Annotated in this window: 11 protein-coding genes; 5 read left to right on the forward strand and 6 right to left on the reverse strand. The window is 68.8% G+C overall.

All coding sequences use genetic code 11. The features are described 5' to 3' along the window. Positions 1-185: 185 nt before the first annotated feature. Positions 186-740: a winged helix-turn-helix transcriptional regulator gene (locus tag ACYVLT_RS08400; RefSeq protein WP_461119550.1), complete on the reverse strand. Its 555-nt coding sequence runs from the start codon at positions 738-740 to the stop codon at positions 186-188. Positions 741-1,127: 387 nt separating this feature from the next. Here ACYVLT_RS08400 and ACYVLT_RS08405 point away from each other — a divergent pair, with 387 nt between their 5' ends. Then, the gene (locus tag ACYVLT_RS08405) at positions 1,128-2,291 is read left to right on the forward strand and encodes an MFS transporter (protein ID WP_461119551.1); all 1,164 of its coding nucleotides are present in this window, start codon (positions 1,128-1,130) and stop codon (positions 2,289-2,291) included. A 157-nt stretch (positions 2,292-2,448) separates the two neighbouring features. Here ACYVLT_RS08405 and ACYVLT_RS08410 read toward each other — a convergent pair whose 3' ends face one another. Beyond that, positions 2,449-3,690, reverse strand: a complete 1,242-nt coding sequence (locus tag ACYVLT_RS08410; RefSeq protein ID WP_461119552.1) for a cytochrome P450 family protein — start codon at positions 3,688-3,690, stop codon at positions 2,449-2,451. Between the two features lie 738 nt (positions 3,691-4,428). Between ACYVLT_RS08410 and ACYVLT_RS08415 the strand changes: the two genes are divergently transcribed. Further along, positions 4,429-5,772, forward strand: coding sequence for a cytochrome P450 (locus ACYVLT_RS08415; RefSeq protein WP_461119553.1), 1,344 nt, complete (start codon positions 4,429-4,431; stop codon positions 5,770-5,772). A gap of 115 nt (positions 5,773-5,887) precedes the next feature. Here the strand turns inward: ACYVLT_RS08415 and asnB are convergent, their stop codons facing one another. Further along, complete coding sequence (gene asnB, locus ACYVLT_RS08420) at positions 5,888-7,714, reverse strand: asparagine synthase (glutamine-hydrolyzing) (RefSeq protein ID WP_461119554.1); 1,827 nt, start codon at positions 7,712-7,714, stop codon at positions 5,888-5,890. 1,816 nt (positions 7,715-9,530) lie between these two features. Between asnB and ACYVLT_RS08425 the strand changes: the two genes are divergently transcribed. Next, a complete protein-coding gene (locus ACYVLT_RS08425) occupies positions 9,531-9,947 on the forward strand; it encodes a hypothetical protein (RefSeq protein WP_461119555.1) in 417 nt (138 codons plus the stop codon). 1,366 nt (positions 9,948-11,313) lie between these two features. Here the strand turns inward: ACYVLT_RS08425 and ACYVLT_RS08430 are convergent. Beyond that, positions 11,314-12,282: a hypothetical protein gene (locus ACYVLT_RS08430; protein WP_461119556.1), complete on the reverse strand. Its 969-nt coding sequence runs from the start codon at positions 12,280-12,282 to the stop codon at positions 11,314-11,316. 1,273 nt (positions 12,283-13,555) lie between these two features. Beyond that, positions 13,556-13,708 (reverse strand): hypothetical protein, encoded by a 153-nt coding sequence (locus ACYVLT_RS08435; RefSeq protein ID WP_461119557.1) that lies wholly within the window; start codon positions 13,706-13,708, stop codon positions 13,556-13,558. A gap of 104 nt (positions 13,709-13,812) precedes the next feature. On the opposite strand from ACYVLT_RS08435, the gene ACYVLT_RS08440 reads away from it, so the two are divergent. Together ACYVLT_RS08440 and ACYVLT_RS08445 are read left to right on the forward strand one after the other, a co-directional pair. Beyond that, complete coding sequence (locus ACYVLT_RS08440) at positions 13,813-14,775, forward strand: hypothetical protein (protein ID WP_461119558.1); 963 nt, start codon at positions 13,813-13,815, stop codon at positions 14,773-14,775. A 403-nt stretch (positions 14,776-15,178) separates the two neighbouring features. Beyond that, the gene (locus tag ACYVLT_RS08445; RefSeq protein WP_461119559.1) at positions 15,179-15,697 is read left to right on the forward strand and encodes a hypothetical protein; all 519 of its coding nucleotides are present in this window, start codon (positions 15,179-15,181) and stop codon (positions 15,695-15,697) included. A 229-nt stretch (positions 15,698-15,926) separates the two neighbouring features. Here the strand turns inward: ACYVLT_RS08445 and ACYVLT_RS08450 are convergent, their stop codons facing one another. Then, on the reverse strand, positions 15,927-16,208 hold the full coding sequence (locus tag ACYVLT_RS08450; RefSeq protein WP_461119560.1) for a hypothetical protein: 282 nt from the start codon (positions 16,206-16,208) through the stop codon (positions 15,927-15,929). Positions 16,209-16,409 lie beyond the last annotated feature (201 nt).

Consider the following 16,409-nt stretch of genomic DNA (forward strand, 5'->3'; position numbering starts at 1 on the left):
CCACCGCGTCGAGGCTGGAGGTCTGGCGCAACTACCACCGGCCTCGGCGGTATCGGTGGACAGTTTCGTCACGGCATGGGGATGCTTCCCCAGAGGAACTTGGTGGATCAGCTGTCCGTCGCGCACGTCGCGGGACCGGACGGCGTGCTCGAAGGCGTCCCGCGCCAGGTCGGTGTCGCAGCGGCCTACGTCGACGCCAGCTCGGTCCTGTGGTCCCGGAGACCCGGTGAGGTGGCGGCCGCGCCGGCGAGTGCGGCCGCGCACGCGGCCTCCATCTGCGCGGCGACGGTAGGACCGCTCGGCGCCGGTTGCCGGCGGGCCTGCGGTCCGAGGTGGGACTCGCGGAGTTCGTCCATGAAGGCCGCCCACATCGGCGGACCGCCCGTGGCGAGCAACTCGGCACGGGCGGCGTGCACCTCGGCCACCGGGAGGTGTTGGGTTCCCCAGACGTTGAGCTGGACGAAGACGGGCAGCAGCTGGATCGCCTGCTCGGTCAGGTTGTAGGTGACCTTCTGCTTGTGCGAGGGGTCGTCGGACTTGGTGAGCAGCCCGTGCTCGACGAGCGCGGCGAGCCGGTCGGCGAGGACGTTCGAGGAGATCCGCTCGGGGCTGGCGAGCAGCTCGCGGAAGTGCCGGGCATCGGCGAAGATCACGTCGCGGAGGACCAGCAACGTCCAACGGTCGCCGAAGATCTCCAGCGACAGGCTGATCGGGCAGTTCGACCGCGTGTCCTTCCGCACCACACCCACCTCCGGGCAAGTTGCCTACTCCCACCATTGTGCCCTAAAGTGCAACTGGTTGCGAAAGGAGAGCAGTCGGGGCTCGGGCGCGGTGTGGCAGACCTCGTCGACGCGTTGTCGCGCGAGGGGGTGCTCGCTGCCCGCGAGGAGCCCTTGCGCGGGAGAAGGAACCGACCCGACACCGTGACGACGTCAACGCTCCCGATGGTCGAGAACACGACGGACTACTCCATTCACATCGCTGCGCGACCTCGCGGCAGGTCTTGGTGCAGACCTGTTCGTGGGTAAGGCCCTTCGCAACAACAAGAAACACGCAGACACCCACAAAGGGCGGTTCACATGAGTTCCCAGCAAGCGGTATCGAGTCGGAGTAGTACAACCCTCGTCTTGGTCACGCTGTTCTTCGGCGTGTTCGTCATGGGCTGTGCGGAACTGCTCGTGGTCGGTGTGCTGGACCTGATCGCGGCCGACCTCCGCGTCTCCGTCTCCGCGGCCGGCGCGCTGGTGACCGCTTTCGCACTGGGCATCGCGATCGGTGGCCCGGTGCTGACGATGCTGACCGTGAAGATGAACCGGCGAACCGTGCTGATCGGCGCGCTCATCGTGTTCATCGTGGCCAACCTGGTCCTGGTACTGGGCTCCGACTACGCGGTGTTCCTCGTGGTGCGCTTCGTCGCCGGCGCCGTCGAGGGTCTGTTCATCGGTGTCGCGTTCGTGGCGGGCATGTCGATCGTCCCGCCGGAGCGCGTGGGCAGGGCGATCGCCATCATCATCTCGGGTGTCACGGTGTCGGCCGCGATCGGCGTGCCGCTGGGCACGCTGGCCAGCCAGGGGTTCGGCTGGCGCGGTTCGTTCACCGGGATCATCGTGCTCTGCGTGGTCGCGCTGATCGCGACGTTGCTGGTCGTCCCCTCCGTGGCCGGGACCAGCCGCGGCGGCGGGGGCCAGGCCAAGTACGCCTTCGCCCCCCGGGTGCTCATGATGCTGACCGTGAACATCGCGGTGTTCGCGTCGCTGTACACGGCCCTGACCTACATCGTGCCGTTCCTGCAAAGGGTCACGGGCGTCACCGGAGCAGTGGTCAGCGCGTTCCTGTTCGCCTACGGCTTGGCCACCGCGGTGGGCTCCTTCGGCGGCGGTCGCTTCGCCGACAAGAACGCCACGGGCACCTTGATCGTCGGGACCATCGGCACCGCGATCGCCCTGCTGGCGCTCTACTTCGTCGGCTCCACCCCGGCCCTCGTGGCGGTCGTGATGCTGGCGTGGGGGGTGCTCGCCATGAGCATGACCCCGGCGCTCCAGCTCCGCGTGGTGACGCTGGCAGGCCCCGGCGGCGCGTTGGCGTCCTCGCTGCCCGCCTCCGCGGTCAACGTGGGCATCGCGGTGGGTTCGGCCGCCGGTGGCGTGGCGATCAGCGGCTTCGGTCCCTCGGCGCCGGTGCTGACCGCGGCGATCATCGCCGGGATCGCCATCGTGCTCGCCTGGGCCACCAGCTACCTCAAGCCGCCGGTGATCGCGGAGCCGGCGGAGCAGGCCGCCCGACCGTCCTGACGCGACACCGGCATTCCGGGCCCGGGTGGTGCGGGCGGGTGCTCACCCGCCCGCACCACCCGCCCCGATCGACCGTTCCGAGTGGACAGCTCCCGTGCACGACCTGGTCGGCGTCGGGAGCTGCCGCCGGCGTCGGGATGCCGAGGCCGGAAGGTCTTTACTCGGCCGGGGTCAGCACCGCGGGCAACGCCGCGTGGCCGTTGGAGATGAACGACCCCAACGGGCGCAGTTCCTCGGCCGGCACCGCGAGCCGCAGCCGCGGGAACCTGGTGAACAGGGCGGGCAGGCCGATCGCGGCCTCCAGGCGAGCCAGTGGGGCGCCCAGGCAGTGGTGCACGCCGTGGCCGAACGCCATGTGGTCGCGGCGCGTGGGCCGGGTCGGGTCGAACTCCGCCGCGTTCTCGCCGTGCACCTTCCGGTCCCGTCCACCCGCGCCGAACGCGATGACGATCGGGTCGCCCTTCGGGATGAACGCGTCACCGAGGTCGATGTCCTCCACGGCGTAGCGCAGCGGCAAGTTCGTGATCGGCGCTTCCAAGCGCAGCGACTCCTCGATCACGTCCTCCCACGCGACCGTGCCGGCCATCGCCGCGGCGCGCTGCTCGGGATGGGTCAGCAGCAGCGTGATGGTGTGGTCGAACAGGTTCACCGTCGTCTCGTGGCCCGCGGTGAACATCAGCATGATGGTGGCGACCAGCTCCTCCTCGTTCAAGTAGCCGAAGTCCTCGCCGTGCGCCTGGATCAGGCCGGTGGTCACGTCGTCGCCGGGCCGGGTGCGCTTGATCGCGACCAGCTCGTGCAGCAGCCGGTCCACCTCCAGCGCGTTGGCCATGACCTGCTCCGGTGTTGCCGAGGTGTCCATGACTTCGTGCACCGCGGTCAACAGCGGGCTGCGGATCTCGTCCGGAACGCCCAGCAGCCCGGAGATCATCTGCACCGGCAGCGGGTAGGCGAACCGCTCGCGCAGGTCGACCACCTCGCCCGCGGGCACCTTCTCCAGTCCTGCCAACAGCTCGGCGGTGCTCTCTTCGATGCGCGGGCGCATCGCCTGCGTGCGGCGGGCGGTGAACGCCTTGGCCACCAGCTTGCGCAGCCGGGTGTGCTCCGCGCCGTACGCGCTGATCATGTTGCGCTTGGCGACCCACATCCCCAGCGACCACGTCTTGGCCAGCTCGCTCTCGCCGCCACCCCACGCGGGCCAGTGTCGATACGTGTCACGCGACACCCGCGGATCGGTGAGCAACTGCTTGATGAGCGCGTGGTCGGTGACCCACCACGCGATCACCTCGCCGGGCAGCTCCACCCGCACCGCGCGCCCCAAGGCCCGCAGGCGCTCGGACTCGCCGTGGATGTCGCGCCCGGTCGTGTCGATAACCGGGTAGGTCGCTTGGCTCGTCATGCTGACTCGCTCCCGTCCTGCTCGCTGAGGATCTGACTGACGGCGCGGAAGTCCCGCGCCGACACCCGACGCGCCTTCCGGATCACCTCGTGCGGCCGGTAGTTCGCCGATTCGTCCGACCGGTTTCCGTTTACCGGAACCATCGCCACCCTTCGTGGGCCTGAGAGGGCTGAAATAACACAGGTTCTCCTCGCCCGGGACCTGGTTCCGCCGCGAAAATCCTAGCTATCCCTCGGGGTTCGGTCGAGTGACGAAGGCCTCGCAAGTACGGCTCCGCACCAGAAAGGCAAGACCGGAGAAAGCATCGATTCGGGCGTGCGCCGTGTCGGACGCCGCGTTCGTCTTCGCAGTTGGGGCAAACGAGTGACAGTGATCGGATGCGGCGTCCGACCTGTTGTTCGTCCCTTCCCGTGAGTTAGGCTTCTCGTCTGTGGGCATCGGGGATCACGTGGGACACGAACCAGCGTGAGGCACTTTCGATTACACCGCCGGAAATCCGGATGCACTCCCGGATCGCGCCGGCGGACAACCGGAGCCGACTTGACGCACCATCCGACCCATGGCAAGCCGGAGGGACACACCCTGCCCGCTCGCCGGCACCCCCTTAGCCGGCGAACTCTTTCCGGGACTGGAAGTTCGAAGGGCGGCTGAGCCGTCCTGACACAGATCTCCCCGTCACGGCGGCGATCAGGACCAGCGTGGCGGGTGGAGCAACCCTCAAACTGGGGAGATCGCACGATGGCAACTGCCACAGCACCCAGGGCGCCAGGTTGGCTGCCGCTGCTGGGTCACACGGTTCCACTGCTGTTACAGCGGACCAGGTTCACCTCGTCACTGCACCGGTACGGTGACATCGTCGAGGTCCACATCGGGTCGCAGCCCGGTTACGTGTTGACCGACAAGAAGCTGGTGCACGAGGTGTTGGTCAGCAACGCGCGCAACTACGAGCGGGGCCGGGTCTTCGACAAGCTCCGGCCTTTCATGGGCAACGGGCTCGTCACCTCGACCGGTCAGCGGCACCGCCGCCAACGGCGGCTGATGCAGCCGGCGTTCCACCGGCGCGAGATCACCAGGTACGTCACCAGCATGGCGCAGGCAGCCACCGAGATGGTGGACTCGTGGCGTGCCGGGGAATCACGGCCCATCGACGACGACATGCAGGTCGTCGCGGGCACCGTGGTCGCCAAGGCCCTGTTCTCCGACAGCCTGGACACACCGGGGCTGCACGAGTTCCTGCGCTGCAACAGGATCCTCGTCGCCGGGAGCACCGTCCGGGCCATGTCGCCCGCCTTGCTCGGCTCGCTGCCCCTGCCGGTCAACCGCCGTTTCACCCGGGCGGTCGAGCACGTCCGGCGGACCGTGCGCGAGGTCGTCACCGAGCGTCGTGCCCGGCTCGACGCGCACTCCGACCTCTTGGCGATGCTGCTGGCCGCTCGTGACGAGGACACGGGCCAGGGCATGACCGACGAGGAGATCCACGACGAGATGATCACGCTGTTCGTGGCGGGGGTCGAGACGGCTTCCCGCGTGCTGGCCTGGGCCTTCCACGAGATCGGCCGGCGACCGGACATCGAGTCGCAGCTGCTGTCCGAGGTCGACGAGGTGTTGCAGGGTCGGCCGGTGGAGGTCGAAGATCTCCCGCGGCTGACCTACACCCGTCGGGTGATCAACGAAGTCCTCCGCTTCTACGGGCCGTGGTTGTTGATGCGGCGTCCGATCACCGACGTGGAACTCGGCGGCGTCCCGTTGGCCGCGGGCACCGAGCTGATCGTCAGCCCGCATGCGCTGCACCACGATCCCCGCAGCTTCCCCGACCCGGCCCGGTTCGACCCGGACCGCTGGTTGCCCGAGCGCGTCGCCGAGATGCCGCGCGAGGCGTTCATCCCGTTCGCCGCGGGCGTGCACCAGTGCATCGGCAGCAACTTCGCGCTCACCGAGATCACCGTGGTGATCGCCACCGTGCTGGCCAGGGTGCGCCTGGCGCCGGTGCCCGGCAAACCGGTGAAGGAGCTGGTGACCAACGTGCCGGTACCCAGCCAGCTGCCGATGACGGTCGTCCCGCGCACCCCCGGCAGGAGTTGACGATGCGGTCGCGTGCGGCCTGATCGGGCTGAGCGTCCGACCGCGCACACCGACGAAACCGGCGGGGGCTGTGCCGTGATGGCACAGCCCCCGCCGGCTCGACGAGCCCGGAACGTCAGCCGAGGTCCAACTCGGGCCGGTAGAGGTCGAGCCACACGGCGAGGTCGAGCGTGCGCTCCAGGCCGAGCCGGTTGAGCCTGCTCATCGCGGTCGGGTCCTCTCCGACCGCGCCCTGCAACCAGGTCCGGTCCATCAGCTCGAACACGGCGTGGTCCCGCTCGACCAGCAGCTCCTTGGCCTGCTGCTGGAGCTCCCGCGCGTAGTGCGGGTCCTGGGTGGAGGGGTAGGGGCTCTTCGGCCGCCAGGCGACCGACTCCGGCAGCATGTCCTTGACGGCACCGCGCAGCAGGCTCTTCTCCCTGCCGTCGTAGTTCTTCATCGACCAGGGCGCGTTGTAGACGTACTCGACGAGCCGGTGGTCGCAGAACGGCACCCGCACCTCCAAGCCCACCGCCATGCTCATCCGGTCCTTGCGGTCCAGCAGGAACCGCAGGAACCGGGTGACGTGCAGGTGGATCATGATCCGCATCCGGTACTCGTCGTCGTCCTCGGAATCCAGCCGCTCGACCGCCGCGACGGCGCCGTCGTACCTGTCCCGTCGGTATTCCTCCAGCTTCAACGCGGACAGGACCTCCGGCCGCAGCCCGGTGCCGTCCTTGTCGAGCGGGCCGATGCTGACCGCGATCCACGGGAACGCGCGGGACTGCGGTGTCCGCATGTGCCGGTACCCCCCGAAGATCTCGTCCGCCGTGTCACCCGACAGGGCGACGGTCGAATGCTTGCGGATCTCCTTGAACAGCAGGTAGAGCGACAGGTCCATGTCGCCGAGGGTCATCGGCGAGTCCCTCGCGGTGATCACGGCCCTGCGGACGTCGGGATCGGCCAGGGTCTTCGGGTCGAGCACGATGTCGGTGTGCTCGGACCCGACGTGCGTCACGACGTCCTTGATGAACGGCGTGTCGGCGGTGACGTGGAATTCGTTCGGGGTGAAGTTCTCGGCCTGGCCCATGAAGTCGACCGCGAACGTCCGGACCCGTTCCGCGCCGAGGTGGTCCGCGGACAGCGCGGTCAGCGCGCCGGAGTCCAGGCCGCCGGACAGCAGCACGCAGCGCGGTACGTCGGCGACGAGCTGGTGGTGCACGCTGTCGTCGAGCAGTTCGCGGACGCGGCCGACGGTGGTGTCCACGTCGTCGGTGTGCGGACGCGTCTCCAGTCGCCAGTAGGTGCGCTCGCGCACGCCGTCGGCGTCGACGGTGACCACGGTGCCGGGTTCCACCTGGTCCATGCCCGACCAGAACGCCTCCCGCGGGCTGTAGGCGTACGACATCGCCTCCCGCAGCCCGTGCACGTCCACCACGGGCTTGACGATCGGGTTGGCCAGGATGGCCTTGGGCTCCGAGCCGAACAGCAAACCATCGGGCGTGCGGTAGTAGTAGAACGGCTTGATCCCCATCCGATCGCGGATCATCACCAGCTTCCGCTCCCGCGCATCCCAGATCGCGAACGCGTACATGCCGATCAGCCGCTCGGCCAGCGCGGCGCCCCAGTGCAGGTACCCACGCAACACGACCTCGGTGTCACTCGCCGTCGTGAACCGTTCCCCTCGCTGGATCAGCTCGTTCCGCAGCTCGACGAAGTTGTAGACCTCCCCGCTGAAGACCAACGACACCTCTCCGGCGGGCGTGTGCACCGACATCGGCTGCGTACCACCCGGGAGGTCGATCACGGCCAGCCGCCGGTGCCCGAGAACAGCGTGCCGGTGTACGTAGATACCCGAAGCGTCCGGGCCTCGGCACGCCATCGTCTGCGTCATCAAGTGCAGTGTCCCGTGCTCGTGGCTCAGATCGCGGTCGAACGAGACCCACCCGGTTATCCCACACATGTGACAACCTCCTGAGGAGTTCCAACAGATTCCGTGTTTCTTGCTCCGCGCCTACGGGCGCTTCCCGCGAACCCCCGGCTCGGGACGTTGCCGGTGGCAGCGCGACAAATCGTTGCCCAATCAGGACGGTAGTGGTTCGGGTCGGGCGCACACCTGCCCGACATTACGAAAGAATAGGTGACATGTCGTCCCCCCTGTGCCGGCGGGTCACGCGCCGCGCCCAAATCATCCGCCGGCCCATACGCGCGTTGCCGACCGAGGTGAATCCGCGGGGACGTAACCGGGCAGCGCATTTCGTGGCGACCAGCGGGTACCTGCTCTTCCGGGAATCGTCGGCGATCGGGCCCGCTCCCGCAGCGCCACGCAAGTCGGACGGTGGTGTTCGTCGGTGAGCAGCAGCCCGGGTCCACCGACGGCGTCATAAGAGTCAAAGGTATCCGTGTGTCACATGCGCCCCCTTGCTCGGCCGTGTCTCCGGGTCGACTCAAACCCCGGTATGCCGTGATAGTCGTCACCCGAACCCGTCCTGCGGGTGGTCCACGATTGCGGTATATGCGTGACAGCGGCGTCCGAACTCTCCGGCCCTGTCCGCCCGCACCTGTTGACGGCTTGCTCGCGACGCTGCCTCCTCTCCGCGACACAGGTGTTCGGAGTGATTTGTCCAGTATTGACCGGTCATGTTGGCGAGCTCTTCTTCGTGGTTGCCCTATGGGTGCGTCGGGTAGAGCCCGGATTTCGATGACACGCAGTCGTCTGCGGTAAATTCCAAATCAATAGGAAAACGGCACGAGAGCTCGGAGTTCATCGCCAACCGCGCTGGCCGGACCCGATTCCACTCGAGCGTCGAGTAGCCTGGACGGGTGACAAATCGTGGCTTCAGCAACACTTCGTAATCGCGGCCTGCGCAGGCTGGTGACGGTGGGTCGACGAATACGGCTAAACGGTGACATCCGTGAGTTCAGGTGAGTCGTCCTGGCTCGAATGGGTGATCGCGACTCGCGCCTCGCCACCCTGGCCGACGGCGGCCACGACGGAGCGGGCACTCCCGCAACGGACTCGACCACAGCGCCGCCGCGCTGCACGACGTGGCCTCGACCTACCGTGCCCAGGGCCGACTGTACAAAGTGGTCGGCCGGTTCGACTCCGCCGCCAACTACCTCACCCGCGCCGACACACTGCTCGGAAAACCGCCCCACACCAACAAATCGGCCAACGAGCCGCAGCGCACCGGCGGTTCAACCGCGCACTCGCCCTGCTCATCGGCACCGACGACCACGCCGCCCAACAGGTACGCGACCTCCGCACCGAACTCGAAACCGCAGACGGACAGACCATGACCACACGCCGCCGATCTGCACCGCCACGTGGGTCAGCTGCTCGGCGGTCAGCCGTGTCGTGGTGTGCGCCGAGGACGAGCATGCGAGAGCTGGAACAACCCGGCCCGCTCGGCGCAGCGCAACCGTCCACCGTCGCAGGCCGCGCGATCTCCCGCATGCGCGGCCAGCCGTCGAGGACCGCAGCACCCACAACCCGGAAGTAGCCACGACCGCCCCGATCCACTCCTGCGACGCCGTGGCCTGCTCGTCGAGTGACCAGTGGCGCGCCGTACGTGTCGGAGCGGGTGCGCAGTCGTCGCAGCCGGGGCGGACGTGATGGGCCATCGCCGCCCGGCTCCACTCGCTGGCCAGGGTCGCGGTCCGGATCCCCCAACCTGCGCTGCCCTGAATCACGGGAATCCCGCGCCGCGGTGTCGTACCTTCAGTGGTGGGATCCGGGTCACGGCCCTGCCGGACCCGTCGCACTGGGAGGTGTCGGGATGATCGCCGTCATCGCGGGCGCGTGCCTCGCCCTGTTCGTGGTGGTCGCCGCGTTCGTCCGCCTGCGTGGCCGGTGGGCGGTTCCGGGGACGGTGGGTCGGGTGCTGCGGTGGACCGGGGTCGCGGCGACGGTCGGGATCGCGGTCGCGTTGCTGCCCGTGACGTCGGCCGACGGCGGGAGCGTCACGGCCTACCTGCTCGGGGTGCCGCTGGTCGCCGCGGTGGCGGTGGTGGTCGCGGACCTCACCGGCCGCGCTGTCGGGTTCGTCACGACGGTCGCGGCACTGGTGTTGGCGGCCTGGGGACTGGTGCTCGGCCTCGGACCCGGCTTCTACTTCGTGCTGCCCGCGCTGGTGTTCGGGATCGCGGCGCTGACCTCGGTGCGGCCACGCGATCTGACGGCGTCGAGTGCCTGAACGCTCGGGCCGCGGACGCGCGGGGAGCGTTCGTGACCGGGCGGACGAGGAACGTGCTGCTCCAGTTCCTGGAACGAGACGGTGACCGGCGACGAGCACGAACCGCATTGGTTCGCGGCGGTCTCGATCGGCAGCGCCAAGCCGCTGGAGCCGATGAATGAGGCTGTGACCCGATGGGCCCGTTGTCCGGTAACGACTGGGCGGCAGCCGCGGTCGCCGACCGCTCCACATTGGACTCCGCACCGCGCTCGCCGAGTCCGCCCGGTGAGGTGCCGCGCAACGACAACCCGACGGCGGGCTCCAGCCCCAGCAGGGTGCGGGTGCTCCGGTTGCCGAAGGCCTAAGCAGCAGGCTCGCGCGGCGGTGCTCGTCGGTGACGCCTCGGCGATCATCCGTGCCCAGGTGCGGTTGGCCGGCCTTCGTGCACGGCCGCGGACGCGGGCTGCGGGCTCTACCTGACCGAGGACGAGTTGAACCTGGTCCGGCCGCCCGCTCCCGCGCCACGTTCTCGATCTGGACCGTCTGACCTCGGGAGGGCGATAGGCACCGGGGTGTGCTCCCGGTGCCTGCTGTCCCGGCTTCGGCCGACCGGCCTGTTCCAGATATTTCACCAGGTAGATGAACGCCTAAGGAGCGGCGGGGATGTCCTGGCGGTCGCGGGTGCACTCGGAGATCACCCAGATCCAGCCCCGCCCAGTCGAACGCGCCGCGCCGTGCCCGACAGGCATCTGGGGGGCTACGTGCCGACGATCGAGCTGGAGCGGTACCTGACCGTCGCTCGCGAGGTCGCCGATATCCGGCGAGGCCGTGCCGTCATACCCGGCAGAGTTGTGCGGTCATGGGCGTGGGTCGTGTGGTGAAGACTGTCATGCCGCCTGGGTGGTCGTGGGTTCCGCGTGCGAAGACGGCAGCGGCACCGGTTGGCGCGCAGTAGGTGTGGCCGCCTTGGGCGGGGCGTAAGGCCGTTTCGAGCGCGAGGGTGAGGGCTACCCGGGCTGAGGGGTCTGTTCGTAGTTGTTCGAGGGTCAGTTCGGGGAGTTCGTGGCCTGGTGTGGTGCGGAGGATGTCGAGCAGTGCGCGGGGGTCTGCTTGGCACGCTGCCTCGTGGATCGCGCGGACCTGTGCGAGCAGGGTCGTGGGCACTGGTTGGTCGCCCGCGTCCGTGCTCCTGACCTCGCCGCACGTCCGGCCGGCGGGCTGGTCCTGGGCGACGTCGTCGTCGATTGTGTCGTGGCCGTCGGAGCCTGTCCCTGCACGGTCTCGGGGGAATCGAGCAACGTTCGGACGGCCAGGGCGGCCAGGATGATCAGCACGGCGGCGACGATGCTCCACACGAGCCGGTTGCGGTTGTCGTTGGGCATGGTGGTCAGCAGCGGCTCGGGCCGAGGTCGATGCGAGCGGGGTCGAACTCGGCGACAACGCTCCAGCCGTTGGTCATCGTGTAGGCAGCTTGGTAGGACGCGATGTGTTCGCTGCTGCACGAGCGACCGGCCACTCGGAACGGTTGGCCGTTGTTGTCGATCACTGTCTCCCGGATCTCGGTCCCGGTCTGGTATGTGATGGTCAGTTCGTACTCGTAGCTGCGGGATCGGGCGACGGTGGTCAGCACGATTTCGTGGGTCTCGCCGGCGGCGAGGTTGATCGTGTGCCCTGGGAAGTACGGGCCGGTCGGTATCCGACGGCCTGCCTCGCCCGGCGGGGGTGAGGGCATCGGTTCGGAGTCCTGCAGCACAGGAAACCCGTCGTCCAGCAGCAGCAGCACTTGCGAGGACTCTTCACCTCCTTGGGGCGGCGCGTGGACGAGGCTGCCGGAGGGCGGCGGTGCGGTCCTCCGGATGACCGGCCTGATGTCGGTCACCCTCGTGCCTCCGACGGGGCCCACCAGGTGCAGCCGGACCTGGTGGCGGTGGAGGCTGATCGCCCCGTCCATCGTGCGGATCTCCCGTACCAGGTCACGGTCCGTCGCGGCCATGGGTTTGGCCAGTCGGTCCACGATGGCGTCGCCGGGGAAGTCGGGGGACTCGGAGACGTACCCCCACGGGCCCTGGTCGTTGTGGGACATGTCGACTCCCACCTGCAACTCCGGCGGCGCCCCGGCCGCAGGGTCGTCCGACGACTGCGGCCAGGCGATGATCAAGGCTGCGGCGATCACGGCCACGGCGAGCACCGCGGCGGGTAGCCACAACCGCGGCTGTGAAGGCGTGACCAGGCGGACGTCGCCGTGGATGTCCCGTGCCTGCACGACGTCGCGGGCCACACCGCTGTGCGTGTTCGCCGTCGTGGTACGGCCGTCAACCCCGTCGTCGGGTGAAGTATCGATCATCCGGACCCCCAAGCCGACGTGACAATAGTGCCGACGCGGGAAACGACGTCCGCACAAATCGGGATTCCGCGCTGCCCCGAGGATCGCGCACCCCGGTGCGGCGCCACTACTACCGGGTCGCCCGGCTGTACGTCGTCCACCTCGCCGTCGCACAGCTGCGCGCCGCCGGTTCTCCTGTTGCCGCCGCCGGTGTTTCGGCTTCCGTCCCGTTCGACGCGGTGCTCCATGACTGCCGTGCCATGTACCAGCCGATATGGCCGTCCGAGCCGCGAAGCGCGGTGTGGCCGTGCATGTCGGCGGGATCCGTCGCCGCCGGGGTCGACCTCGCTGCTGACGTGGATGGACAGCTCGCTGCGCCTTACCCGTCGCGGGCGACGGACTACCTGCTCGGTGGCGGCTACAACGTCGCGGCGGCCCGCGAGTTGGCGCGCCGGTGGTCGATGGTCGATCCCGCGGTGGAGCGCACGGCGCGGGCCGGTCGGTCTCGCGGCGGGCGGTGCGCCGCACCAGGTCATCGACGACAGGCTCAACGCGGGCACGGTGTATGTGCAGTCGGATCCGGTGGTGCTCGCATTGGACAGGATGTTCGTGCCCAACCCTCATGCGAGCAGTTGTGCGACGTGCTCGCGGGGTGTCGGGCATTGGTGCCGGCGGGGTTTCGACCTCGATACCGCCGCGACGGCCCTTGACCGCGGCCAGCGCCGCGGTCTCCGTGTCGGGGTAGCCGTCGGCGCGGACGGGAACGGGCAGGCCGGTCAGCGTGCGGGAACCACCGCAGACCGCGATGGCCCCGGCCGGCCCCCACTTGTCGTCAACCCGGCTGTCCCTGCTCTCGGTCAGCCTGTCCGCCAACGCCTCGGCCTCGCTGAGCGACAGCGGCCCGCCGTCGATGACGACGTACTGGCTTTTCTCGGCGATCGCGCCGGTGGAGCCGTCGTGGCCGTCGTCGTACTGCGCCTGCTCGACGGCCACTCGGAATGCGGCCGCAGCGTCGACGCCCTCGGCATAGGTATTGACGATCTCCGCTCTCATTGCAGGTTCTCCTCTGCCGCGCTCGAGCGGCAAGACCTGCAAGGCCTGTTCACGAAGGTCCAGTCTGGTCGGCCTCGCCGCGCCCCACGATCCGGCAGGACGCGCTCGGCGACGCAACGCGCGCGGTGACCCGCCGGACCGCGGGCAGGGCAGGACAGGGGTGGTTGTCCGACGTCGAGGGGTACCGCTGGCGCAGGGAAGTCGACGGCCTGCCCGAACTGGTCGAGTAGCCGTCCGTCGGCTTGATCTCCACCTACTGGTCGCGCTGCGCGGGCACGGCCTGGGTGCGTTCCAGGTGCTTGCGGGCCAGGACCGAGACCGCGATCAGGATCGGATCGGCCGCCCGCGTCGGTGACCTGCGTGTCGACCGGTACCTGCGGCACCAGGCCAAACGGGTCGGGTCCACACAACAGGTTCTCGTGGCCGGCTTCCTCCGACACGGGAGAAACGTTGTGTTGGCTGTGGACGACTACACAGTGACGGGACAATACGGGGGAGGGTGGCCTTCGGATGTCGAATGACGGCCCCGACTTGGCGGCGACCAGAGCGCCCGCGATGACGTGGTACCAGCATGGATCCGACGACTTCATCAGGTGGTCGCCGAGCGCGCGGGCAGTCGGCCCGGCGTTGCGCTGGCCCGCACCGGTAGTGTTGAACGACCGCCGTACCAGCCACGTCCCGTCCATCTCGGGCAGCACCTACGGCTCGTGCATGGTCTGGAAGGGCAGTGGCGCAGACCGACGGATCTGGTTCTCCTTGCTGGATCAGCCACTGCCGAACCCGCTTCCCGGTGAGGTCGGCCACACCTGGGGCCCGCAAGCCCAAGCGGCACTCTTCGAGGCTGCGGCCTTCCCGACCGCAGTCCGCTACCGTGGTCGCACGTTCATGTTCTACAAGGCCACGGCCGAGTACAACTACCACATTCGGTGGTCGGAACTGCGTGGCCGTGAGTGGGTGCACCCGATCACCGGCACCAGTGAACCCGCCGCGGCCACTTTGGACTGGGTGCGCACCGACGATGGTGTCGCCGTGGTCGAGAACGTGCACAACGGCGAACTCGTCATGGCCTGGCGTGACGCCGGCGGCGACAAGATCCGCTGGGCGGTCTTCGACGGCCATCTGTGGACGGAGCCACGCGTGGTCCCCGGAGCGCAGGCGAGTAAGACGCCCACCCTGGCTTGCGATGGCACTCTTGTGCACCTCGCGTGGCGCAACGCAAGCGATGACCACATCTCCTGGACACGGCAGTTGGGCAGTACATGGTGGCCTCCCCAGGTGTTGGACGACCGGCGCACAGCCGGTGGACCGGCACTGGGAGCAACAGAGGGCACCGGCGGGCTGGTGATGACCTGGGTCGGCGGCACCGGCGACGTCCGGATCTGGTGGTCGCAGTACGACAACGACCACTGGGGTCCGCAGCAGGCCTTCACGGACCGACAGATGAACATCGACCTGCGTGCCTCGCTCGCCTGAGCGTCGACCGCAGGTGCGCACACGCGCTGCGGGATTTGCCCGCACAGCCTCCGCGAGCCTCCGGGCCCGGACAACGGCGTCACCGGATCCGCCAACTAGGTCCGGACAAGCAGGCGAGCACCCGTCCGGGTCTGGTCGGCGGACAGCAGATCACAACAGCCTGCGCCGCCGAGTTCGAGCGGACAGGACGACCGTCCCCGGAGTGGACGGTCTGACAGCAGCCTCACGAGGTCGTCCTGGCGCTACCGGAAGCGTGGCATGGGCGCCAGCCGAGACCATCGACGTTTTGCGTCCAATCGGGTGAGATGGAAGCAATGTCCCCTGTGGCATGCCGTCCGTCAGGGATGTTCCGTGTCGGGGGACCCTGGGATACGTCCGGGGCATGGCCTGTGGGGGAACAACGATGCTGATCACACGACGAACACTTCGGAGCGGGGCGGTGGCTGCCGGGATCGCGCTCACCATGGCGATGGCGCCGGTCATGTCGGCTGCGGCGAGCACGAACGACGGCCTCGCGTTCGGCGTCGGAGCGACGTCCGCAGTGCCGGCACAGGGTATGGGAACCACCAACACACCACCCACCGTGATGACTCCGGTACCTGCCAACGGGAGGGTCAGCTGCTACGGCTACTACGGCACGTTCAGGGCAGGCACGGAGGTCATGGTGGTCCACTGGGCCACCGCCAAGTCTGAATGCTTCGGCATCGCGACCGACCGCACGATCTGGCACGCCTGGTCCGGCTCGGGCGGCTGGACACCGATGCCCGGCAACGGCCACGCCGACTACATCCTCCGCCACGGCGCCATCGAGGACTCGGAGCAACGCACGGTCGCCGTCCAAATACCGACGGCACCTCGTCCGTACTGGTGCCAGAACTACGTCACGAGCAGGCGTGTCTGGACGGGGTGGTACAGCTGTTAGGAGCGACCCCGGGGCGGCCGTAGGGCCTCACCGACGATGTAGGTTCCGCACAGCGGGCATAGCCGACGAGAACCAACAGGCGCCGGTCGTGCCACACCACACCAGTTCCGGCGCGGAGCCGCTCCCGTCACCCGGGCGGCTGCGAACCCGGGACGGTGATCGACGGCACGAACGCCGATTGCCGCGGTGCACAAGGCCGGACAACTGGACTGGCGGGCCCGGCCGCCGCCTACGACCAGGTGGGGGAGTAGATCAAGACCAACGGCCTGGGCTCGTGGGCGGAGACCGGCATCTCCGCCGGCACGCTGTCCAGGCTCGAAGCGGGCCTGCGCCGCCCCACGCTCGTACAGCTCCCGCCCGCCCGCGCGCCGACGGCGTCACCCTCGACGAGCTGGTCGGCGTGCCACCGACCGGCGACCCCCGCATCGACCTGCGCCCCGTCGCGGGCGACGACGGGTCGACCGTCCTGCCGCTGACCCGCTGACCCGCTGACCCGCTGGCCCGGCGGCATCCAGGCCTACAGGTTCGTCCTGCCGACGGTGACGACGACCGTGGACCCGACCTGCGCACCCACGAGGGCTACGACTGGGCCTACGTCCTCAACGGCAGGCAGGGCGTACGCGTGCACGTCCGCGCGGCACCGCGACCAGCCGGGTCCGGGTGAGGGTGTACGGCTGGATCGCGGTGTGCGATCCAGCCGTGCTGTCACCTG

The organism is Saccharothrix stipae, from assembly GCF_054781895.1.

Coding starts and splice junctions, on each gene's coding strand:
- ACYVLT_RS08410 (WP_461119552.1), bottom strand. CDS start 3,690: ATGACGAGCCAAGCGACCTACCCGGTTATCGACACGACCGGGCGCGAC.
- ACYVLT_RS08415 (WP_461119553.1), top strand. CDS start 4,429: ATGGCAACTGCCACAGCACCCAGGGCGCCAGGTTGGCTGCCGCTGCTG.
- asnB (WP_461119554.1), bottom strand. CDS start 7,714: ATGTGTGGGATAACCGGGTGGGTCTCGTTCGACCGCGATCTGAGCCAC.
- ACYVLT_RS08425 (WP_461119555.1), top strand. CDS start 9,531: ATGATCGCCGTCATCGCGGGCGCGTGCCTCGCCCTGTTCGTGGTGGTC.
- ACYVLT_RS08440 (WP_461119558.1), top strand. CDS start 13,813: ATGTCGAATGACGGCCCCGACTTGGCGGCGACCAGAGCGCCCGCGATG.
- ACYVLT_RS08445 (WP_461119559.1), top strand. CDS start 15,179: ATGCTGATCACACGACGAACACTTCGGAGCGGGGCGGTGGCTGCCGGG.
- ACYVLT_RS08450 (WP_461119560.1), bottom strand. CDS start 16,208: ATGCCGCCGGGCCAGCGGGTCAGCGGGTCAGCGGGTCAGCGGCAGGAC.